Genomic DNA, 16,903 nt, shown 5'->3' with positions numbered 1-16,903 from the left:
CTTTTTTCATGCCATTTTGGCTAGGTTCTCTATCGGTTCCCGGCTAGCGAACCAGTTCAGTTTGCTGCGCAGGCTAACCACGCTGCCAACGATGATCAAACTTGGGCTAGCGGCCTGTTGTGCCAATAATCCCAACTGATTCAATTCCCCTTCGATGACCCGCTGCTGGCATGAGGTGCCGTTCTCGACCAAGGCGATTGGCGTGTTTGCCGCCATGCCGTTCTGCACTAGCTGGCGCTGGATTTCTGCCGCTTGCGACAGGCCCATATAAAACACCAGCGTTTGCTGCCCGGCGGCAAGATTTGCCCAATCTAACCCACCGTCGGCTTTGGCGTGACCGGTAACCAGTCGCACGCTTTGTGCATGATCGCGATGGGTGAGGGGAATACCGCTGTAAGCAGAACAACCGGAGGCCGCAGTGATGCCTGGAACGACGGAGAACGGAATATTAGCCTCGGCTAAGGTTTCCAACTCTTCGCCGCCACGGCCAAAGATAAAGGGATCGCCACCTTTGAGGCGTACCACGCGTTTGCCTTGTTGCGCCTGTTCCAGCAAGATTTGGTTAATCTGATCCTGCGGTACGCAATGATTTCCAGCGCGTTTACCGACGAAGATGCGCTCGGCGTCGCGGCGAACCAGATTCATCACTTCCTCAGAGACCAGACGATCATAAACCACGACATCGGCCTGCTGAATTTGCTGTAGCCCTTTTAGTGTCAGCAGACCGGCATCACCCGGCCCGGCTCCGACCAACACCACTTCGCCATGACCATCCGCTTGCTGGTTGAATAGCGTCTCAACCTGTTGCTGAATCATCGACGTGTCGTTGTTCGCCAGCGACTGTGCCAAGCGGTCGTGGGCAAACAGTTTTTCCCAGAAACGACGGCGTGCGCTGATGCTGGTAAAGCGTTGTTTGACCCGTTGACGCAAGGTTCCGCCTAATTGCGCCAGCTTACCGAGATGCTGTGGCAGCATGGCTTCCAGCTTTTCCCGTAACAAACGAGCTAACACCGGAGCTTTGCCGCCGGAAGAGACCGCCACCATAATCGGCGAACGATCGATAATCGAAGGCATGATAAAGCTAGCACGTTTCGGATCGTCCACCACGTTGCAGAATACCCGCAACTGGTTGGCGCATTGATATACCAACGCGTTAACTTCCACCCGATCGGTGGCGGCGATCACCAGCCATTTATCTGCCAACAACTCTGCATTGAACTCACCGTTGACCAGTGTGAGCTGACCCTGTTGCGCCCACGCGAGAAACTGTGGGTTGAACTCACAAGCGTTGACGGTGAGTAGCGCCCCGGCGTCTAGCAGCAGGCGAGCTTTACGCTCCGCGATTTCACCACCGCCGACGAGCAGGCAGGCTTTGTGTTGCAGTTGGCAAAAAATAGGCAAGTAATCCATAGGCACTCCTCGGGGCGGGGTATTGGAAAAGGGGGCAAATGCCCCCGAATATTACGCGGTTTGACGAGTTACAGCACTTTCCGCCTGTGGGCGTTGTGCGCGTGGGGTGGCATACCAATAACCCAGCCCCATAAATACCGCGCCGGACAGGGTGTTACCCAGCGTCACCCACAGCAGGTTATGACCGATACCCGCCAAAGTATAAGCATCACTGTGATGGCCGAACCAAGACAGCGCGAACAGCGTCATATTGGCGATGGAGTGCTCATAGCCAGAAGCGATAAACGCCAGCAGACACCACCAGATAGCAATGAACTTGGCAGCACCTTCAACACGGATGGCCATCCAAATCGCCAAGCACACCAGCCAGTTACACAATACGCCTTTGAAGAATAGCACTTCAGCCGGTGCGGTGGTTTTTGCCAAGGCTGCGGTGTGTACCAAACTGGTATCAACAGGCAGTAGGCTGCCACCGCCGTAGTAGTACAGCAGCGCGACAAACACCGAGCCCAGCAGGTTGCCGAGCCAAGTTTGTGGCAATACTGCCCACATTTGGCTTTGTTTGATGGTGCCCGCTTTGACGCCGAACGTCAGGAACATGGTGTGACCGGTGAACAGTTCGGAACCGGCGATGATCACCAGCGTCAGGGCAATCCCGAAGGTTGCACCCATCACCAGTGGACGAATTGACGGGTCCAGCAAATTGCCGAGGGTGAAAATCAAGATGATGCCGAGGCCGACATAGGCCCCAGCCATCGCCGAGCTGATCCAGAAGCCTAATGGGCTGTCTTTCGACAATTTGACGATGCGTGCCGCGTTGGCGGCGCATTTGTTGATGGTATCGGTGAACATACTATTTCCCTGGTTTTAAAATAAAAAAGTTATGCAGTTACCTGCACCACACCGTCGACCACCCGGCTGGTGAAGTGCGCCACTGACCGCTCTGCATCTTCCATGCAATGGCCGTCATGTAGGCGGAAATGTTGTTTTTTCAACGGGCTGGCAACCCACAGTTCGCCCTGATGTTCGGCGATCAAACCGCGCGATAACACGCTGGCTTGGGAAAACGGATCGATATTGCTGATGGCAAATACCTGCTCGTCATCGTAGGGGCGAAATACCGCCACCTGTTGGTTGCCAATCAGTGCGCACACGCCGGTAGCGGGCAGGATGTCGGCGATAGGGCAAACGGTAATCCACTGGCTCATGCATTAGTCTCCTCGGTTTCCAGTACGCGGATGGCGATTCGCTCATCTGGGCGCGCCGGGCGGTGCTGCTCACGTTCTGCGACCACTTGCACGTTCGGGTCACGCTGGCTGCTGTTAATAAAGTGGGCGAAACGAACTTGAGCTTCTGGGTGCTCAACGGTTTCTTTCCATTCGCAGATGACCGCGCCGCGCAGACGAGCGATCTCGGTTTCCAATTGCTCGTTGATGCCGAGTTTGTCGTCGATAATCACTTTACGCAGATAGTCGATACCGCCTTCCAGACTTTCCAGCCACACCGAAGTACGCTGCAATTTATCGCCGGTGCGGATGTAGAACATCATGAAGCGGTCGAGGTAACGAACCAGCGTATCGCGATCTAGATCCGCAGCCAGCAGATCGGCGTGGCGGGGTTTCATCCCGCCGTTACCACAGACGTACAGGTTCCAGCCGTTCTCGGTGGCGATGATCCCCACGTCTTTGCCCTGTGCTTCCGCACATTCACGCGTACAGCCAGAAACGCCGAACTTCATTTTGTGTGGAGTACGGATGCCTTTGTAGCGGTGTTCCAGCTCAACGCCAAAGCCGACGCTATCGCCGACGCCGTAGCGACACCAAGTGCTACCCACGCAGGTTTTCGCCATCCGTAACGCTTTGGCGTAGGCGTGGCCGGTTTCGAAACCGGCGGCGATCAGTTTTTTCCAAATCTCTGGCAGGTCGTCTTTCTGCGCACCGAACATGCCGATACGTTGTGAGCCGGTCATCTTGGTATACAGATTGTATTCTTTGGCAATCTGCCCAATCGCCAGTAGGCCGTCTGGCGTGATTTCGCCACCGGCAGAACGTGGGATCACCGAGTAGGTGCCATCCTTTTGAATGTTACCGAGGAAGTTGTCGTTGGTATCTTGTAACGGTGTGTGCTGTGGTTTGAGCACATATTCGTTCCAGCAAGAAGCTAGCAGAGAACCGACGGTGGGCTTACAAACTTCACAACCGTAGCCTTTACCGTATTTTTCCAGCAGGGCGTCGAAGGTTTTGATGCCATCGACGCGAATCAGGTGGTACAGCTCCTGACGGGAATAGGTGAAGTGTTCACACAGGTGGTTGTTGACTTCAATACCTTGTTTGCTTAACTCTGAGTTTAGAACCTGAGTAATCAATGGGATACAACCACCGCAGCCGGTACCCGCTTTGGTTTCCGCTTTCAGCGCCGCGACGGTATGGCAACCTTTACCAACCGCTTTGATGATGTCGCCTTTGCTGACGTCGAAGCAGGAACAAATTTGTGCGCTTTCTGGCAGCGAATCCACGCCGATCGACGGTTTGTTACCCGCGTGAGCCGGTAGGATCAGGCTGTCTGGATTTTCTGGCAGTTCGATCGCATTCAGCGCCAATTGCAGCAGATTACCGTAGTCGCTGGTGTCGCCGACTAATACCGCGCCGAGCAGTGTTTTGTTGTCGGCACTGACCACCAAACGCTTATAAACTTCTTTGCTCTCGTCGAGATAAACGTAACTGCGAGCCCCTTCGGTGCGACCATGTGCATCACCGATACCGCCAACGTCAACGCCGAGCAGTTTCAGCTTGGCGCTCATATCGGCACCCATAAAGGCGTTTTCACGACCGAGCAGGTGATCGGCCGTGACCTGTGCCATTTTGTAGCCCGGTGCGACCAGGCCGAAAGTACGCTCATGCCAAGCGGCGCATTCGCCAATAGCGTAAACGTCGGGATCAGAGGTTTGGCAGCTATCGTTAATCACGATACCGCCGCGACGTGCGGTGGCGAGGCCACATTGGTGCGCCAGTTTATCCTGTGCGCGAATACCGGTGGAGAAGACGATGAAATCCACTTCCAGATCGGTACTGTCGGCGAAGTGCATGGTTTTACGCGCTTGCTGGCCACCGTTCACGATCTCTTTGGTATTTTTACCGGTATGAACTTTTACGCCCATACGCTCAATTTTGCGGCGCAATTGGTCGCCACCCATCGGGTCGAGCTGTTCCGCCATCAACATTGGGGCGAATTCGATCACGTGGGTTTCAACACCTAAACTTTTCAGCGCGCCTGCGGCTTCTAAACCGAGCAGGCCGCCGCCGACTACCGCGCCACGTTTGCTGCGACGGGCACAGGCTTCGATGGCGTTTAGATCTTCAATGGTACGATAAACGAAGCAGTCCTGAGTTTCTGCGCCTTTGATCGGTGGTATCCATGGGTAAGAACCGGTCGCCATAATCAGTTTGTCGTAATACACCGTGCGACCGGTGTTGGAGTGGATCACTTTCTCGCCACGGTTGATGGTGATGGCGCGCTCGCCCACCAAGACCTTCACGCCGTGTTTCTCGTAAAAACCTTCGCGAACTAATGACAGCTCTTCGGCGGTGTGATGGGAGAAGTAAGAGGAAAGGTGGACACGATCGTAGGCGATACGGGGTTCTTCACAAAAGATGGTAATCTCGAATTGGTCTTTGTCTGCCTTTTCTAACAGATCTTCGATGAACCGGTGGCCGACCATGCCGTTACCGATTATCGCGAGTTTTACTCTGCTCATAATTGCCTCAAAATTCTAATTTCCTGCTTGTACCTTATTCCTCCCAGAAGGCGACTTATTGATACAAATCAAGAACACTCTTATATACCTCAAAGGTGGTATTTCCATGATTTGTATAAGGATTTTATAAGTTGTGGTTTTTATTCAACTTTGGCTGAAACGAGTCAGTCTTAGGTGAAAATAAATATTTTATCGGACTAGGGGGAGATTAAGGTTTGGTTGGATAACCACCCCGTTAGTATGATGGGTAAAACAGATTTATCAGGGTGACAAAAGTGGCAAATCTTCCATTGAAGTTTATCGACAACCTGCGTTTGGCTGGACACGAAGGGCTATGGCAAATAGCTCTCGATGAGGGTCGCATTACACACATCGTCCCCCAACCCGAAGGGCTGGAGTGGCGCAGCGATGCTTTGGATGCGCAGGGCGGGTTAGCGTTACCGGCGTTTGTTGAGCCACATATTCATCTTGATACTACGCAAACCGCCGGGCAACCGGCTTGGAATCAGTCCGGCACGTTGTTCGAAGGGATTGAGCGTTGGGCGGAGCGTAAGGCATTACTGACTCTCGAGGACGTGAAGCAGCGTGCCTGGCAAACGTTGAAATGGCAGATTGCTAACGGTGTGCAGTACGTTCGTACTCATGTCGATGTTTCCGATCCTACGCTCACCGCATTGCGGGCGATGCTGGAAGTAAAGCAGGAAGTCGCACCTTGGGTGACGCTGCAAATCGTCGCTTTCCCACAGGAAGGCATTTTGTCTTACCCTAACGGTGAGGCGTTGTTGGAAGAGGCGTTGCGCTTGGGGGCTGATGTGGTCGGTGCTATCCCTCATTTCGAATTTACCCGTGAATACGGTGTGGAATCGCTGCACAAAGCCTTTGCATTGGCGCAAAAATACGATCGGCTGGTGGATGTGCATTGTGACGAGATCGATGATGAGCAATCACGTTTTGTCGAAACCGTGGCGGCGTTAGCGCTGAAACTGGAGATGGGCGCGAAAGTGACCGCTAGCCATACCACCGCAATGCACTCCTACAACGGCGCTTACACTTCGCGTTTGTTCCGCTTGTTGAAGATGTCTGGCATTAACTTTGTCGCTAACCCGTTGGTGAACATTCACCTGCAAGGCCGCTTCGATACTTATCCTAAGCGCCGTGGCATTACGCGAGTGAAGGAGATGCTAGAGGCTGGCATTAACGTCTGTTTCGGTCATGACGACGTGTTTGATCCTTGGTATCCGCTCGGTACCGCCAATATGCTGCAAGTGTTGCATATGGGTCTGCACGTTTGTCAGCTCATGGGCTATGGGCAAATTAATGACGGTTTGAACCTGATCACCACCCACAGCGCCCGAACCCTACATTTGCAGGATTACGGTTTGCTGGCGGGGAATAGCGCTAATCTGGTGATTCTGCCAGCAGAAAATGGTTTTGATGCGGTGCGCCGTCAAACGCCAGTGCGTTACTCGATCCGCAACGGCGTGGTGATTGCGGCGACTCAGCCCGCAGAAACCACGTTGTATTTAGAAAACGAAGAGAAAGTGGATTTCCGGCGCTAACTATTGCTTTAAGCGAACCTGCTCAATGGCTTTAAAGAGTTGAATTTTATCTGCTTCGCTAAGGTTCTTTTGTTGCAGGCGAGCAATAAACTCAGCCTGATTTGAGGGGGAGATCTTACCGTTGGCTTTTAGCTCAACCGCTAGGCGTTCAATAATCTGTGTCGATAACCCAGAAATATTGGTGCGGATTTCGCTAAGTGGTTGAGGTTTCCAGCCAGTTTCTGGTGTAGAGAGCCAGTCCGCGCGATAACGATACTGTATAGCTTTTGCCGCACTCATCTGAGCCACAATAAACGGGGTGATAGAGTCAGGATCAATGCCCTGTGTGTCTGCTACTTTCCGTGATGCTTCCAACACGTTGGCTTCCTGTGATAGCACTTCAACGGGCTGATGGTTCAGCGCTTTGCTGGCAGCGACATCTTTCATATAGGAAAGGCGTTGGTTAATCAGCCCTGGCAGATCGCCATTTTCGGCAGCAAGTGTGTAAAAAGGGGAAGCTAACATCACTAACAAGGTGGCTGTGGCAAAGGGTTTGGCAGGGCGGGGGAAGGCATGGTTAACGATATTCTTCATAACGAACTCTCTTTTTTGTGGCCAAGCCTCTTAAATCAGAAGCTTGGCCGTCACGTCCTTTATGCTATCGAACGTATTTAGTGCATTGAATGACCGTGGCTGCGGTGCTTGGTGACGAAACCGAGCAGCAGACACATCACGAATACCACCAGATATAGGCCGTTGGCGGTAACTAACGCCGCATGCGCGCCACCTTTCGCCACGATAGGACCGGTGACCACGAAGGTCAGCATGGTGCCGATGGTGCCACAGGTCAGGATAAAGTTGACCAATTTTGGTGAAGAAACTTTAGTCTGCAACGAGCTAAGGGTGATCAGCGTGGTGTAGATAGCGCTGGAGATAAAGCCTAGAGCCATGATGAAGTAGCCCAGATGCGCTGGATTTTTACCGCTGACAAACAGGTACATCGCACCCGTTGCCAGTGCGGCCAACAGGGTCACGATACGTTGCAGATCGAAGTAGCGCAGCACGAAGCTGAACACCCACATACCGATCATGTAGGAAATCCAGAAGTTGCTGACCAACTGCCCGGCGTGGTTAAGATCCATACCGAGTGACTTAGTGGCGTATTCTGGCACCCATTGAATAAAGCCCAACTGGCCGAGGATGTAGCACAGCGCAGCGATTGACAGGAACAGTACGCCGACGCCCCATTTCTCTTTCGCTACCGGTTCGCCGTCGTCGTCCCCTTTTTGGCCCAGAACGGGGAATTCAGAACACAGCGCCAGTACGAAGATCCCTACGTATAACAGGCCGATACAGGCATAAACCCAATACCAACCGATATGACGAGCCAACAGCATGGCGGCGACAATCGGGAAAATCATCCCGGCCATACTGAAGAAGGAATCGGTGAACAACAGGCGTGAACCGCGCTGACGACCGTGATAGAGATGGGTGATCAGGAAAGTCCCGATCGACATGGTGATCCCGCTGACCACACCCAGTACGAACATACACAGGGAGAACATGGTCAAGCTTTTACCCATCATGAGCCCGGCGATCGCCAGTACCATCAGGACAAAGCCAAAAATAAGCTGGCGTTTGAGAGGAACAATTTCCATCAACCAAGCATTCAGGAAGATGGCAATCAAGATGCCCGCATTCAGGAAAGTAAAGGTATTGCTCATGCTGGAAACCGGCAGATTAAAGTATTCTGCAATGTTTCCCATCACCATCCCTGTGACGATCACTAAGGCACCGGTCAGCGCGTATGAGAAGAAGCTGATCCATGTGAGCCGGATGCGGTTGCTGTTATTCATTGATAAGCCCGAAGTTTGTTCATTGAGTATGTTTGAGGTGGCGCAGAAACCTTTCTCATTAAAGCAAGAAAAGTCCTAGGCCGCCTTCGGGCGGATACTAGCATAGCTCACAACCATTTTTGTGATGGGCGTCTGCTTTTTTATGCAATCAATGAAATGATTTTTTGTATAGGCGTGATCTATGTTTTCGATGCAATCGTGTTTTTTGGTACAACAATGGAATCTCGGTGAATAATCTTTGGCGTAAAGCTTACCGCTGGGGTATTTGGGTCGATCAGTAAACGCGTGGCGTACTGCGCCATTTCGGTAATAGGGAAGTGCACACTGGTTAACGCCGGGCGGACAAACGGGGCGCGTTCGCCGCTGTCGTAGCAGATGAGTGAAATATCTTGTGGCACACGCAGGCGATGTTCGTTAATGGCTAGCAGCGCACCGATCGCCATTTCTTCGTTACAACAATAAATAGCAGTGGGTATCGTTTTTCCTTGGAATAACTGGTCGGCACATTGATAGCCGCTCTGCATGTCGTAAACTCCTTCGAGGCAATCTACCGGTTGCAGGTTGGCCGCTTGCATGGCATCGAGGAACCCCTGCAAACGCAAATTACTGGAAGCACGCTGGCGCGGCCCGCAAATGCAGGCGATACGTTGATGACCAGCATCGATCAACTGTTGGGTTGCCAGATAGCTGGCGTGAGGGTGATCAAAAGTGACGCAACGCGACTCTAAACCGGGAACCAAACGATCGAGTAAGACAAAATTCTTTTGCTCAGCGGCCAGTTGACGAAGTTGATCGTCGCTGAGATAGCGCACGTGCAAAATCACCCCGTCGCAGCGTAGGCTAAGCAGGCGTTGGAGCGCTTTCAGTTCGTTCTCGGCACTATTACGCCCTTGAGTGACGAGCAGTTGTTTGCCGTGAGATTCAGCTTCGGTTTGCACAAAATCCATCAGCGCACCAAAGAAGCCACCGAGATAAGAGGTGGTGACTAAACCCAAGGTGTTGCTATGGTTAGAGGCTAAGGCTCGTGCGGCAGGGTTGGGGGTATAACCGAGTTTTTCTATTGCGAGAGCGACCCTTTCACGGGTCAGCAACTTTACATTGCTATCACCATTCACAACGCGTGACACCGTGGCGCGGGATACGCCCGCCAAGGCCGCAACATCTTCCAGTGTCACCATCATCTGACTCCTAATTAACTAAAACCGGGCTCAGCCTACTGAACCCGGCTGAGGATTACAGATTGAATTGTGGCAAATAGGGCTTGTTCACTTCCAGTACTTCTTCTAAAAGAGGCTGGGCAATTTTAGCGTTGCCAACCAATGGGTTGGTCGCTAAAGCCAGTAAAGCACTGTCGCGATCGCCATGTACCGCGGCTTCAATCGTCAATCGCTCATAAGCTTTCACCTGTTGGGTCAATGCCAGCATATGTTCTGGTAATGCACCAAATGCCAGTGGATGTGCGCCTTGAGCATCAATAACACAGTTGGTTTCTATCACAGCGTCGTCCGGTAAGCCATGAATTGCTCCCCGGTTTGCGGTATTGACCACTAATTGCGTGCCGAGATTATTATGAATTGAACGAATTAGCTCCAATGCTACCTCGGAATAGAACGAACCACCACGGAAACTGAGTTGTTCTGGTTTGCTGTCCAACTTAGGATCGGCATACAGTTCGAACAACTCTTTCTCTACCTGCATGACTTGCTCGGCACGGGTACCACGTTCTTTCGCTGCTTCAATTTCTTCTTCTAACATCTCTTTGGTCTGATAGAAGTAGCGGTGATAAGGGCAGGGGATGGCTCCCATGGCGCGTAGGAATTCTGGTGGCCAAGGTTCTTCTTTGATGTTGTTCATGGTCAATGCCGCGCCATCGCACAGCATTTCGATCACTTCGCGGGTGACGTCTTTGCCGTTTTGCGTGACTTGATGCACCCATACCATGTGGTTCAGGCCCGCGAACTTTAATTGCACCTGATCGAAAGGCGCTTTCAGCATATTGGCGATCATGTGGTGCATGGTTATGGGCACGTTACATACGCCGATGATTTTGGCCTTGGTGTAGCGAGAAATCGCTTCGGTCACGATGCCGGCTGGGTTGGTGAAGTTGATGATCCAAGCATCAGGTGCCAGTTTCTCTACCTTGCGGGCGATATTCATCATGACCGGAATGGTGCGTTGCGCTTTGGCAAAACCACCTACACCAGTCGTTTCTTGGCCAATCAGGTGATATTTCAAACCTAAACGTTCATCGGCAGCGCGGGCTGGCAATTGCCCCACGCGGAACTGCGTCAGCACAAATTTGGCATCGCGAATAGCGTCGTCCAAGCTGAAGTGTACGCTGACTTTGACCTTGTTTAGTCCGTGACGTGCGAGCATGCGTTGGGTTAAACCAGCGATAATTTCGACTTTTTCACGACCGAGCTCAACATCAACCAACGCCAATTCAGTGACGGGTAATTCTTCGATACGCTGGATCAAGCCATCGACCAATTCCGGCGTGTAGCTGCTACCGCCGCCAATAATGGCGATTTTCAACGAACTCATGCGCGTGTCTCCTGTTGTGCCTGACGGCGGTATAATTCGATCATGTCACCAGCCAGATCCTGGATCACCATCGCGTTCATTAGATGATCCTGTGCATGGACGGTAATTAGATTGATTGGCAGTTTGCCGGTTCCTTCGTCCAAACCGATTAATGTGGTTTGAATAGCGTGTGCCTTTTTTACCTCTTCTTTCGAGTCTTTCATATGTTTGGCCGACGCTTCGAAATCACCCGCGCGGGCTTTTTGCAAAGCCAATAATGCGTTGCTGCGGGCCTGGCCGGAGGAAACCAGCAGCTCCATGATGGTGCTTTCTAAATCTTGGTCAATATCAGACATCAATTCACCCATGTTATATCTTCAGTCATTGCGCGCCTCACAAAAATGAGAGCGCTCTCATTTGTATAGAGTAACGGGAAAACGGAATTGAAACAGGAGTTATGTCACAAAAAACGCGGAAGGATCAAACAGCGCAAATAATGCGTGATCGGCTTGGCAAAAATCATACCGACGATCATACTTTTGGCAGGAAAAGTCAGTGGGTATTAAGATATATCCCACTATTAAGTAAATATAGGTAAATGGCTGGTACTCACCGGAGTCGCCCTTTAGAATCAAAGTGTTTTTGTTGTTCGTCTCTCAGAGAAAGGATCCGTTAATGTTCAAACGTACTTTAGTGACCTTCGTTGCGCTGTGTTCCCTGACCGCAATGGCTCCTGCTGCGCTTGCTGCCGGCGAAACCAAAGTTATGCTGACCACCTCAGCCGGGAATATTGAATTAGCGCTCGATAGCCAGAAGGCACCGGTTTCTACCCAGAACTTTGTCGACTACGTGAACAGCGGCTTTTACAACAATACCGTTTTCCACCGAGTGATCCCTGGCTTTATGGTTCAGGGCGGCGGTTTTACTGCGGATATGCAGCAAAAAACCACCAAAGCACCGATCAAAAATGAAGCGGATAACGGCCTGCGCAACCTGCGTGGTACCATTTCTATGGCACGTACCGCCGATAAAGACAGCGCGACCAGCCAGTTCTTCCTGAACGTTGCGGACAACGCTTTCCTCGATCACGGTCAGCGTGATTTTGGTTACGCCGTATTTGGCAAGGTAGTGAAAGGGATGGATGTGGTAGACAAAATTTCTCAAGTTCCTACTGGTAACGTGGGTCCATACCAAAATGTACCGACCAAACCTATCGTAATCCTGTCTGCGAAAGTACTGCCTTAAATTATTTATACCGGCTTTCGTTTGAGAGCCGGTTCTCTGTTTTTTCCCGCCTCATATGCTCTAATCGCCAGCTTATAACTAGACCGCCTGCATTTCCCTTTTCTGTTCAGGAATGAGCTGCTGTGATGTACGAATTTACCCAGGTATTGCTGCTGTTGCAGCAGATGTGCGTTTATCTTGTTATTGCCTATTTATTGAGCAAAACCCCGCTATTTATCCCGCTGATGCAGGTGACGATTCGCTTGCCGCATAAGCTATTGTGCTACGTTATTTTCTCGGTGTTCTGCATTATGGGCACCTATTTCGGCCTGCATATTCAGGACTCTATCGCTAACACTCGCGCAATCGGTGCGGTACTCGGCGGTTTACTCGGTGGGCCATCGGTCGGCTTTCTCGTCGGTTTGACCGGCGGTATACATCGTTATTCGCTCGGGGGAATGACTGACGTTGCCTGTGCTATTTCTACCATCTCGGAAGGGCTGGTGGGCGGTATTGTGCACAGTATCGCGATGCGTCGTGGCCGTATCGATCTGCTATTTAATCCGCTGTTTGTCGCCGGTATCGCCTTGGTAGCCGAAGTGTTGCAAATGGCGATTATTCTGGCGGTGGCGCGTCCGTTCGGCGAAGCGCAATTACTGGTGGAACGTATTGCCTTGCCGATGATGATCGCCAATACCTTAGGGGCGGCGATGTTTATGCAGATCCTGTTGGACCGGCGGGCGATGTTTGAAAAATACAGCAGCGCTTTCTCCTCCAAGGCGTTGAAGATTGCCGAACGTACTGAAGGGATCTTGCGACAGGGATTCGATCAGGAAAACAGCATGAAGGTGGCGAGAGTCATCTATCAGGAGCTGGGTATTGGCGCGGTGGCGATTACCGATCGAGAAAAGCTACTGGCGTTTATCGGCATTGGTGACGATCACCATCTGCCGGGGACGCCAATCGCTTCTAAGCATTCTCATCGGGCGATCGATCATAACGAAGTGGTGTATGCCGACGGTAACGAGCTTTCCTATTGTTGTTCGATCAACGCCAACTGCAAATTAGGCTCGACGTTGGTGATCCCACTGCGTGGCGAGAATCAGCGGGTGATCGGCACCATCAAGCTGTATGAGCCCAAGAGCAAATTGTTTAGCACCATCAATCGTACCCTGGGTGAGGGTATTGCCAGTTTGCTCTCAGCGCAGATTATGGCGGGGCAGTATGAGCGGCATAAACAGTTACTGGCGCAATCAGAAATCAAATTGCTGCATGCGCAGGTCAATCCCCATTTCCTGTTCAATGCCTTGAATACGTTGGTGGCGGTCATTCGTCGTGATGGCGACCGCGCCTGTGAATTGGTGCAGTATCTTTCTACTTTCTTTCGCAAAAACCTGAAACGTTCCGACGATGAGGTCAGTCTGGCTGATGAAATCGAACACGTGAACGCTTATCTGCAAATCGAAAAAGCGCGCTTTGCTGAACGTTTGGAGATCCGTGTTTCGTTACCCGAAGAACTGTTAGCAGTGCGATTACCCGCCTTTTCGTTACAACCGATTGTGGAAAATGCAATTAAGCATGGCACTTCGCAACTGTTGGGTATCGGGAGAATTGATATTGGTGCCTGTAGCGAAGCGGGGCAGCTATTGCTGCGAGTGACGGACAACGCCGGATTGTTCCAACCAAAAGCGAATGGACAAGGATTGGGCATGAATCTGGTCGATAAGCGTTTACGCGGTCGTTATGGCGACGGTTATGGCGTTCAGGTGGCTTATGAAGCGCAGAGTTTCACTCGTATTACGTTGAATATCCCACTGGCGAGGGCTGCATAATGCTAAGTGTATTAATTGTTGATGACGAACCTGCTGCGCGCGATAACCTGCGTCATCTGCTGGAAGCCGAAGCGGAAATCGATATTATCGGTGAATGCGCCAATGCGATTGAAGCCATCAGCCTGATCCATCGTTTGCAACCAGATGTGGTGTTCTTGGATATCCAGATGCCGCGCATTAATGGGTTGGAAATGGTGGGGATGCTCGATCCAAACCACATGCCGCATATCGTGTTTCTCACCGCTTACGACGAATATGCGGTACAGGCGTTTGAAGAACACGCTTTCGATTATTTGTTGAAACCGGCAGAACCCAAACGCTTGAATAAAACCCTGCAACGGCTACGACAAAATCATGCGCCGCAAGATATGACGGTATTAGACGAAAGCGCGGGTTATCTGAAATACATTCCCTGCACCGGTCACAGCCGTATCTATCTGCTGCGATTCGACGAAGTGATTGCTATCCGCACCCGTTTAAGCGGGGTGTTCGTGGTGCGTAACGATGGAATGGAGTGTTTTACCGAACTGACTTTACGCACACTGGAGAACCGAACGCCGCTAGTGCGTTGCCATCGTCAGTATTTGGTGAATTTGGAGCAGGTTAGGGAGATCCGCTTCGAAGAGAGCGGCGTTGCTGAGATGGTGATGCCAGTGGGCGATCCGGTGCCTGTCAGCCGTCGTTATCTAAAGTCGTTAAAGGAAGAGCTGGGGCTACGGGGGTAAAACCACTCACCCCAGTAAACCAACCGTTTAAAAGCGCGGATGACCGCTGAGTGGGATAGTTCCTCATTTTACTGAACACCAGAGTTAGCATCAGGCTGATAATAAATTTAATTCTGGAGTTAAGACATGCAACATGCTCTTACCTTTGTCATTGCCACCTTGTGCGTGCTCACCATCTGCTATCGGCTGTATGGCGTGTTCTTTGTGCGCAAGGTGTTGCAGGCTGACGATACGCAAGTTACCCCTTCGCATTTGCTGGAAGACGGCAAAGATTATGTCCCGACCAAAAAGTGGGTCAATTTCGGCAGTCACTTTGCCGCTATTGCTGCTGCCGGGCCGCTGGTGGGGCCGGTATTGGCTGCTCAATATGGCTATCTACCCAGCTTCCTCTGGTTATTGATTGGTTGTGTGATCGGCGGCGCGGTGCACGATACCGTGGTGCTGTTCGCCTCAATGAAACACCGTGGTAAATCACTTTCGGAAGTTGCTAAGCGTGAACTGGGACCCGTCGCGGGTTGGTGTACCGGTTTGGCGATGCTGTTCATCATCACTATTACGATGGCGGGTTTGTCGATGGTGGTGGTGCACGCACTGGAACGTAACCCTTGGGGTACTTTCGCGGTGTTTATGACCATCCCAATTGCTATTTGTGTTGGCTTGTGGGAACGCATGACCGGCAGTATGCGCGGCGCTAGCTATGTCGGTATTATCGCGATTATGGCTTGTGTGATCGCGGGGCCTTATATTCAAGAATCGGCATTTGGTGAGTGGTTAAGTCTGCGCGCCTCTACCGTCAGTTTGGTCTTGCCGTTCTACGCTTTCTTCGCTACTGCTCTACCGGTTTGGATGCTGTTGACCCCGCGCGGTTACCTCTCCAGCTTTATGAAAATAGGGGTGTTCGGTGCATTGATCGTTGGTGTGGTATTTATCAACCCCACTATCCAATTCCCGGCATTCACTCAGTTTATCCACGGTGGCGGCCCTGTATTGGCAGGTCCGGTCTGGCCGTTTATCTCGATTACTATCGCTTGCGGTGCGATCTCTGGTTTCCACGCCTTTATCGGTTCTGGCACTACGCCGAAGCAGATCGACAAATGGAGCGATATCCTGCCCGTCGGGTTTGGTGCGATGCTGGCAGAATGCGTGGTTGGCGTGATGGCGTTGATCGCCGCAACCTCACTGCATCCTGCTGATTACTTTGCCATTAACTCTGCACCAGAAGTGTTCGCCACCTTGGGCATGGATGTGATCAACCTGCCGAAGCTGAGCCAGGAAATTGGTTTGGATCTGAGTGGTCGTACTGGTGGTGCCGTTACGCTGGCAGTAGGGATGGCGGATATCTTCACCCGTATTCCTTGGTTCAGCCATTTGGCTTCTTACTTCTTCCAGTTCGTGGTGATGTTCGAAGCGGTCTTTATCCTGACGGCGGTTGATTCTGGCACTCGCGTGGCGCGTTACCTGCTGCAAGACTTCATTGGTGACATCTGGGCTCCGCTGAAACGTACTGACTGGCTGCCGGGCGCCATTGGTTGCAGCATCGTCGCCTGCTTGCTGTGGGGTTATCTGCTGAACTCCGGTGATATCAACTCGGTATGGGCGTTGTTTGGGGTCTCTAACCAGTTGATGGCTTCTATCGGCCTGATTATCGGCGCGACCATCATCCTGCGTCTGGCGAAAAAACGCTGGTACGTGCTGACTTGTTTGGTGCCGTTGAGCTACCTGTATGTCACGGTAAATTACGCGGCCTACTGGATGGTGACCAATATTTACTACAACCCGGCGGCGAAAGGCTTCAACCTATTCAACGGCACTATTTCCATCATCATGGTGGTGCTGGGGGCGGTGATCCTGATTGCTGCTATCGGCCGCTGGATCAAACTGTGGCGTGGCGAGACCACTCCAATGCCGGATGAATTGGCAACGCAGAATTAGGTTTGTTCTGAAATCTCTTGGTTATAGGGCGCACAGGTTGCGCCCTTTTGCTTTCGTCGCATTTATGGCTTTAAATGTATCAAAGGCGTTTGCATTCAAAGGAAAAACA

The 16,903-nt window shown here is 51.7% G+C and carries 14 protein-coding genes; 5 read left to right on the top strand and 9 right to left on the bottom strand.

Translation table 11 applies throughout. The features are described from left to right. Positions 1-6: 6 nt before the first annotated feature. From cysG to nirB, 4 genes are read right to left on the bottom strand one after another with little or no spacing between them, the layout of a single operon-like run. Positions 7-1,410, bottom strand: a complete 1,404-nt coding sequence (gene cysG / locus AC3ISQ_RS20215) for a siroheme synthase CysG (protein WP_489349392.1) — start codon at positions 1,408-1,410, stop codon at positions 7-9. 51 nt (positions 1,411-1,461) lie between these two features. Then, the gene (gene nirC, locus AC3ISQ_RS20210) at positions 1,462-2,262 is read right to left on the bottom strand and encodes a nitrite transporter NirC (protein ID WP_489349391.1); all 801 of its coding nucleotides are present in this window, start codon (positions 2,260-2,262) and stop codon (positions 1,462-1,464) included. A 29-nt stretch (positions 2,263-2,291) separates the two neighbouring features. Next, positions 2,292-2,618, bottom strand: a complete 327-nt coding sequence (gene nirD, locus AC3ISQ_RS20205; RefSeq protein ID WP_489349389.1) for a nitrite reductase small subunit NirD — start codon at positions 2,616-2,618, stop codon at positions 2,292-2,294. After that, positions 2,615-5,164, bottom strand: coding sequence for a nitrite reductase large subunit NirB (gene nirB, locus AC3ISQ_RS20200; RefSeq protein WP_489349387.1), 2,550 nt, complete (start codon positions 5,162-5,164; stop codon positions 2,615-2,617). The genes nirD and nirB overlap by 4 nt, the downstream gene beginning before the upstream one ends. Before the next feature lie 275 nt (positions 5,165-5,439). On the opposite strand from nirB, the gene AC3ISQ_RS20195 reads away from it, so the two are divergent. Continuing rightward, positions 5,440-6,723: a cytosine deaminase gene (locus tag AC3ISQ_RS20195; protein ID WP_489349385.1), complete on the top strand. Its 1,284-nt coding sequence runs from the start codon at positions 5,440-5,442 to the stop codon at positions 6,721-6,723. Here AC3ISQ_RS20195 and AC3ISQ_RS20190 read toward each other — a convergent pair whose 3' ends face one another. The 5 genes from AC3ISQ_RS20190 to AC3ISQ_RS20170 form a co-directional block, all read right to left on the bottom strand. Further along, positions 6,724-7,296, bottom strand: coding sequence for a chorismate mutase (locus AC3ISQ_RS20190; protein ID WP_489349383.1), 573 nt, complete (start codon positions 7,294-7,296; stop codon positions 6,724-6,726). 77 nt (positions 7,297-7,373) lie between these two features. Continuing rightward, complete coding sequence (gene tsgA, locus AC3ISQ_RS20185; protein WP_489349381.1) at positions 7,374-8,558, bottom strand: MFS transporter TsgA; 1,185 nt, start codon at positions 8,556-8,558, stop codon at positions 7,374-7,376. A 179-nt stretch (positions 8,559-8,737) separates the two neighbouring features. Then, on the bottom strand, positions 8,738-9,736 hold the full coding sequence (locus AC3ISQ_RS20180; protein ID WP_489353406.1) for a LacI family DNA-binding transcriptional regulator: 999 nt from the start codon (positions 9,734-9,736) through the stop codon (positions 8,738-8,740). 55 nt (positions 9,737-9,791) lie between these two features. Next, positions 9,792-11,102, bottom strand: coding sequence for a 6-phospho-beta-glucosidase (locus tag AC3ISQ_RS20175; RefSeq protein ID WP_489349379.1), 1,311 nt, complete (start codon positions 11,100-11,102; stop codon positions 9,792-9,794). Next, positions 11,099-11,449, bottom strand: a complete 351-nt coding sequence (locus AC3ISQ_RS20170) for a PTS lactose/cellobiose transporter subunit IIA (RefSeq protein WP_489349377.1) — start codon at positions 11,447-11,449, stop codon at positions 11,099-11,101. Before AC3ISQ_RS20170 ends, AC3ISQ_RS20175 begins: the two co-directional genes overlap by 4 nt. A gap of 307 nt (positions 11,450-11,756) precedes the next feature. Between AC3ISQ_RS20170 and ppiA the strand changes: the two genes are divergently transcribed. The 4 genes from ppiA to AC3ISQ_RS20150 all read left to right on the top strand — a co-directional run bounded on the left by ppiA (position 11,757) and on the right by AC3ISQ_RS20150 (position 16,794). After that, positions 11,757-12,326 (top strand): peptidylprolyl isomerase A, encoded by a 570-nt coding sequence (gene ppiA, locus AC3ISQ_RS20165; protein WP_489349376.1) that lies wholly within the window; start codon positions 11,757-11,759, stop codon positions 12,324-12,326. A gap of 125 nt (positions 12,327-12,451) precedes the next feature. Then, entirely contained in the window at positions 12,452-14,137 is a 1,686-nt protein-coding gene (locus tag AC3ISQ_RS20160; protein ID WP_489349374.1) for a LytS/YhcK type 5TM receptor domain-containing protein, read from the top strand. Then, positions 14,137-14,862, top strand: a complete 726-nt coding sequence (gene btsR, locus AC3ISQ_RS20155; protein ID WP_489349372.1) for a two-component system response regulator BtsR — start codon at positions 14,137-14,139, stop codon at positions 14,860-14,862. The genes AC3ISQ_RS20160 and btsR overlap by 1 nt, the downstream gene beginning before the upstream one ends. A 126-nt stretch (positions 14,863-14,988) precedes the next feature. Beyond that, positions 14,989-16,794, top strand: a complete 1,806-nt coding sequence (locus tag AC3ISQ_RS20150) for a carbon starvation CstA family protein (protein WP_489349370.1) — start codon at positions 14,989-14,991, stop codon at positions 16,792-16,794. The last annotated feature ends 109 nt before the right edge of the window (positions 16,795-16,903 follow it).

The sequence above is a fragment of the Serratia sp. KH_031 genome (assembly GCF_057839655.1).
Note: the sequence above shows the minus strand (reverse complement) of the source record. Positions and strands in the feature narration are given on the sequence as shown.

Excerpts from the sequence above, each read along its gene's own strand:
- cysG (WP_489349392.1), bottom strand. The coding sequence starts at position 1,410 with ATGGATTACTTGCCTATTTTTTGCCAACTGCAACACAAAGCCTGCCTG.
- nirC (WP_489349391.1), bottom strand. The coding sequence starts at position 2,262 with ATGTTCACCGATACCATCAACAAATGCGCCGCCAACGCGGCACGCATC.
- nirD (WP_489349389.1), bottom strand. The coding sequence starts at position 2,618 with ATGAGCCAGTGGATTACCGTTTGCCCTATCGCCGACATCCTGCCCGCT.
- nirB (WP_489349387.1), bottom strand. The coding sequence starts at position 5,164 with ATGAGCAGAGTAAAACTCGCGATAATCGGTAACGGCATGGTCGGCCAC.
- AC3ISQ_RS20190 (WP_489349383.1), bottom strand. The coding sequence starts at position 7,296 with ATGAAGAATATCGTTAACCATGCCTTCCCCCGCCCTGCCAAACCCTTT.
- tsgA (WP_489349381.1), bottom strand. The coding sequence starts at position 8,558 with ATGAATAACAGCAACCGCATCCGGCTCACATGGATCAGCTTCTTCTCA.
- AC3ISQ_RS20180 (WP_489353406.1), bottom strand. The coding sequence starts at position 9,736 with ATGGTGACACTGGAAGATGTTGCGGCCTTGGCGGGCGTATCCCGCGCC.
- AC3ISQ_RS20175 (WP_489349379.1), bottom strand. The coding sequence starts at position 11,102 with ATGAGTTCGTTGAAAATCGCCATTATTGGCGGCGGTAGCAGCTACACG.
- AC3ISQ_RS20170 (WP_489349377.1), bottom strand. The coding sequence starts at position 11,449 with ATGGGTGAATTGATGTCTGATATTGACCAAGATTTAGAAAGCACCATC.
- ppiA (WP_489349376.1), top strand. The coding sequence starts at position 11,757 with ATGTTCAAACGTACTTTAGTGACCTTCGTTGCGCTGTGTTCCCTGACC.
- AC3ISQ_RS20160 (WP_489349374.1), top strand. The coding sequence starts at position 12,452 with ATGTACGAATTTACCCAGGTATTGCTGCTGTTGCAGCAGATGTGCGTT.
- btsR (WP_489349372.1), top strand. The coding sequence starts at position 14,137 with ATGCTAAGTGTATTAATTGTTGATGACGAACCTGCTGCGCGCGATAAC.
- AC3ISQ_RS20150 (WP_489349370.1), top strand. The coding sequence starts at position 14,989 with ATGCAACATGCTCTTACCTTTGTCATTGCCACCTTGTGCGTGCTCACC.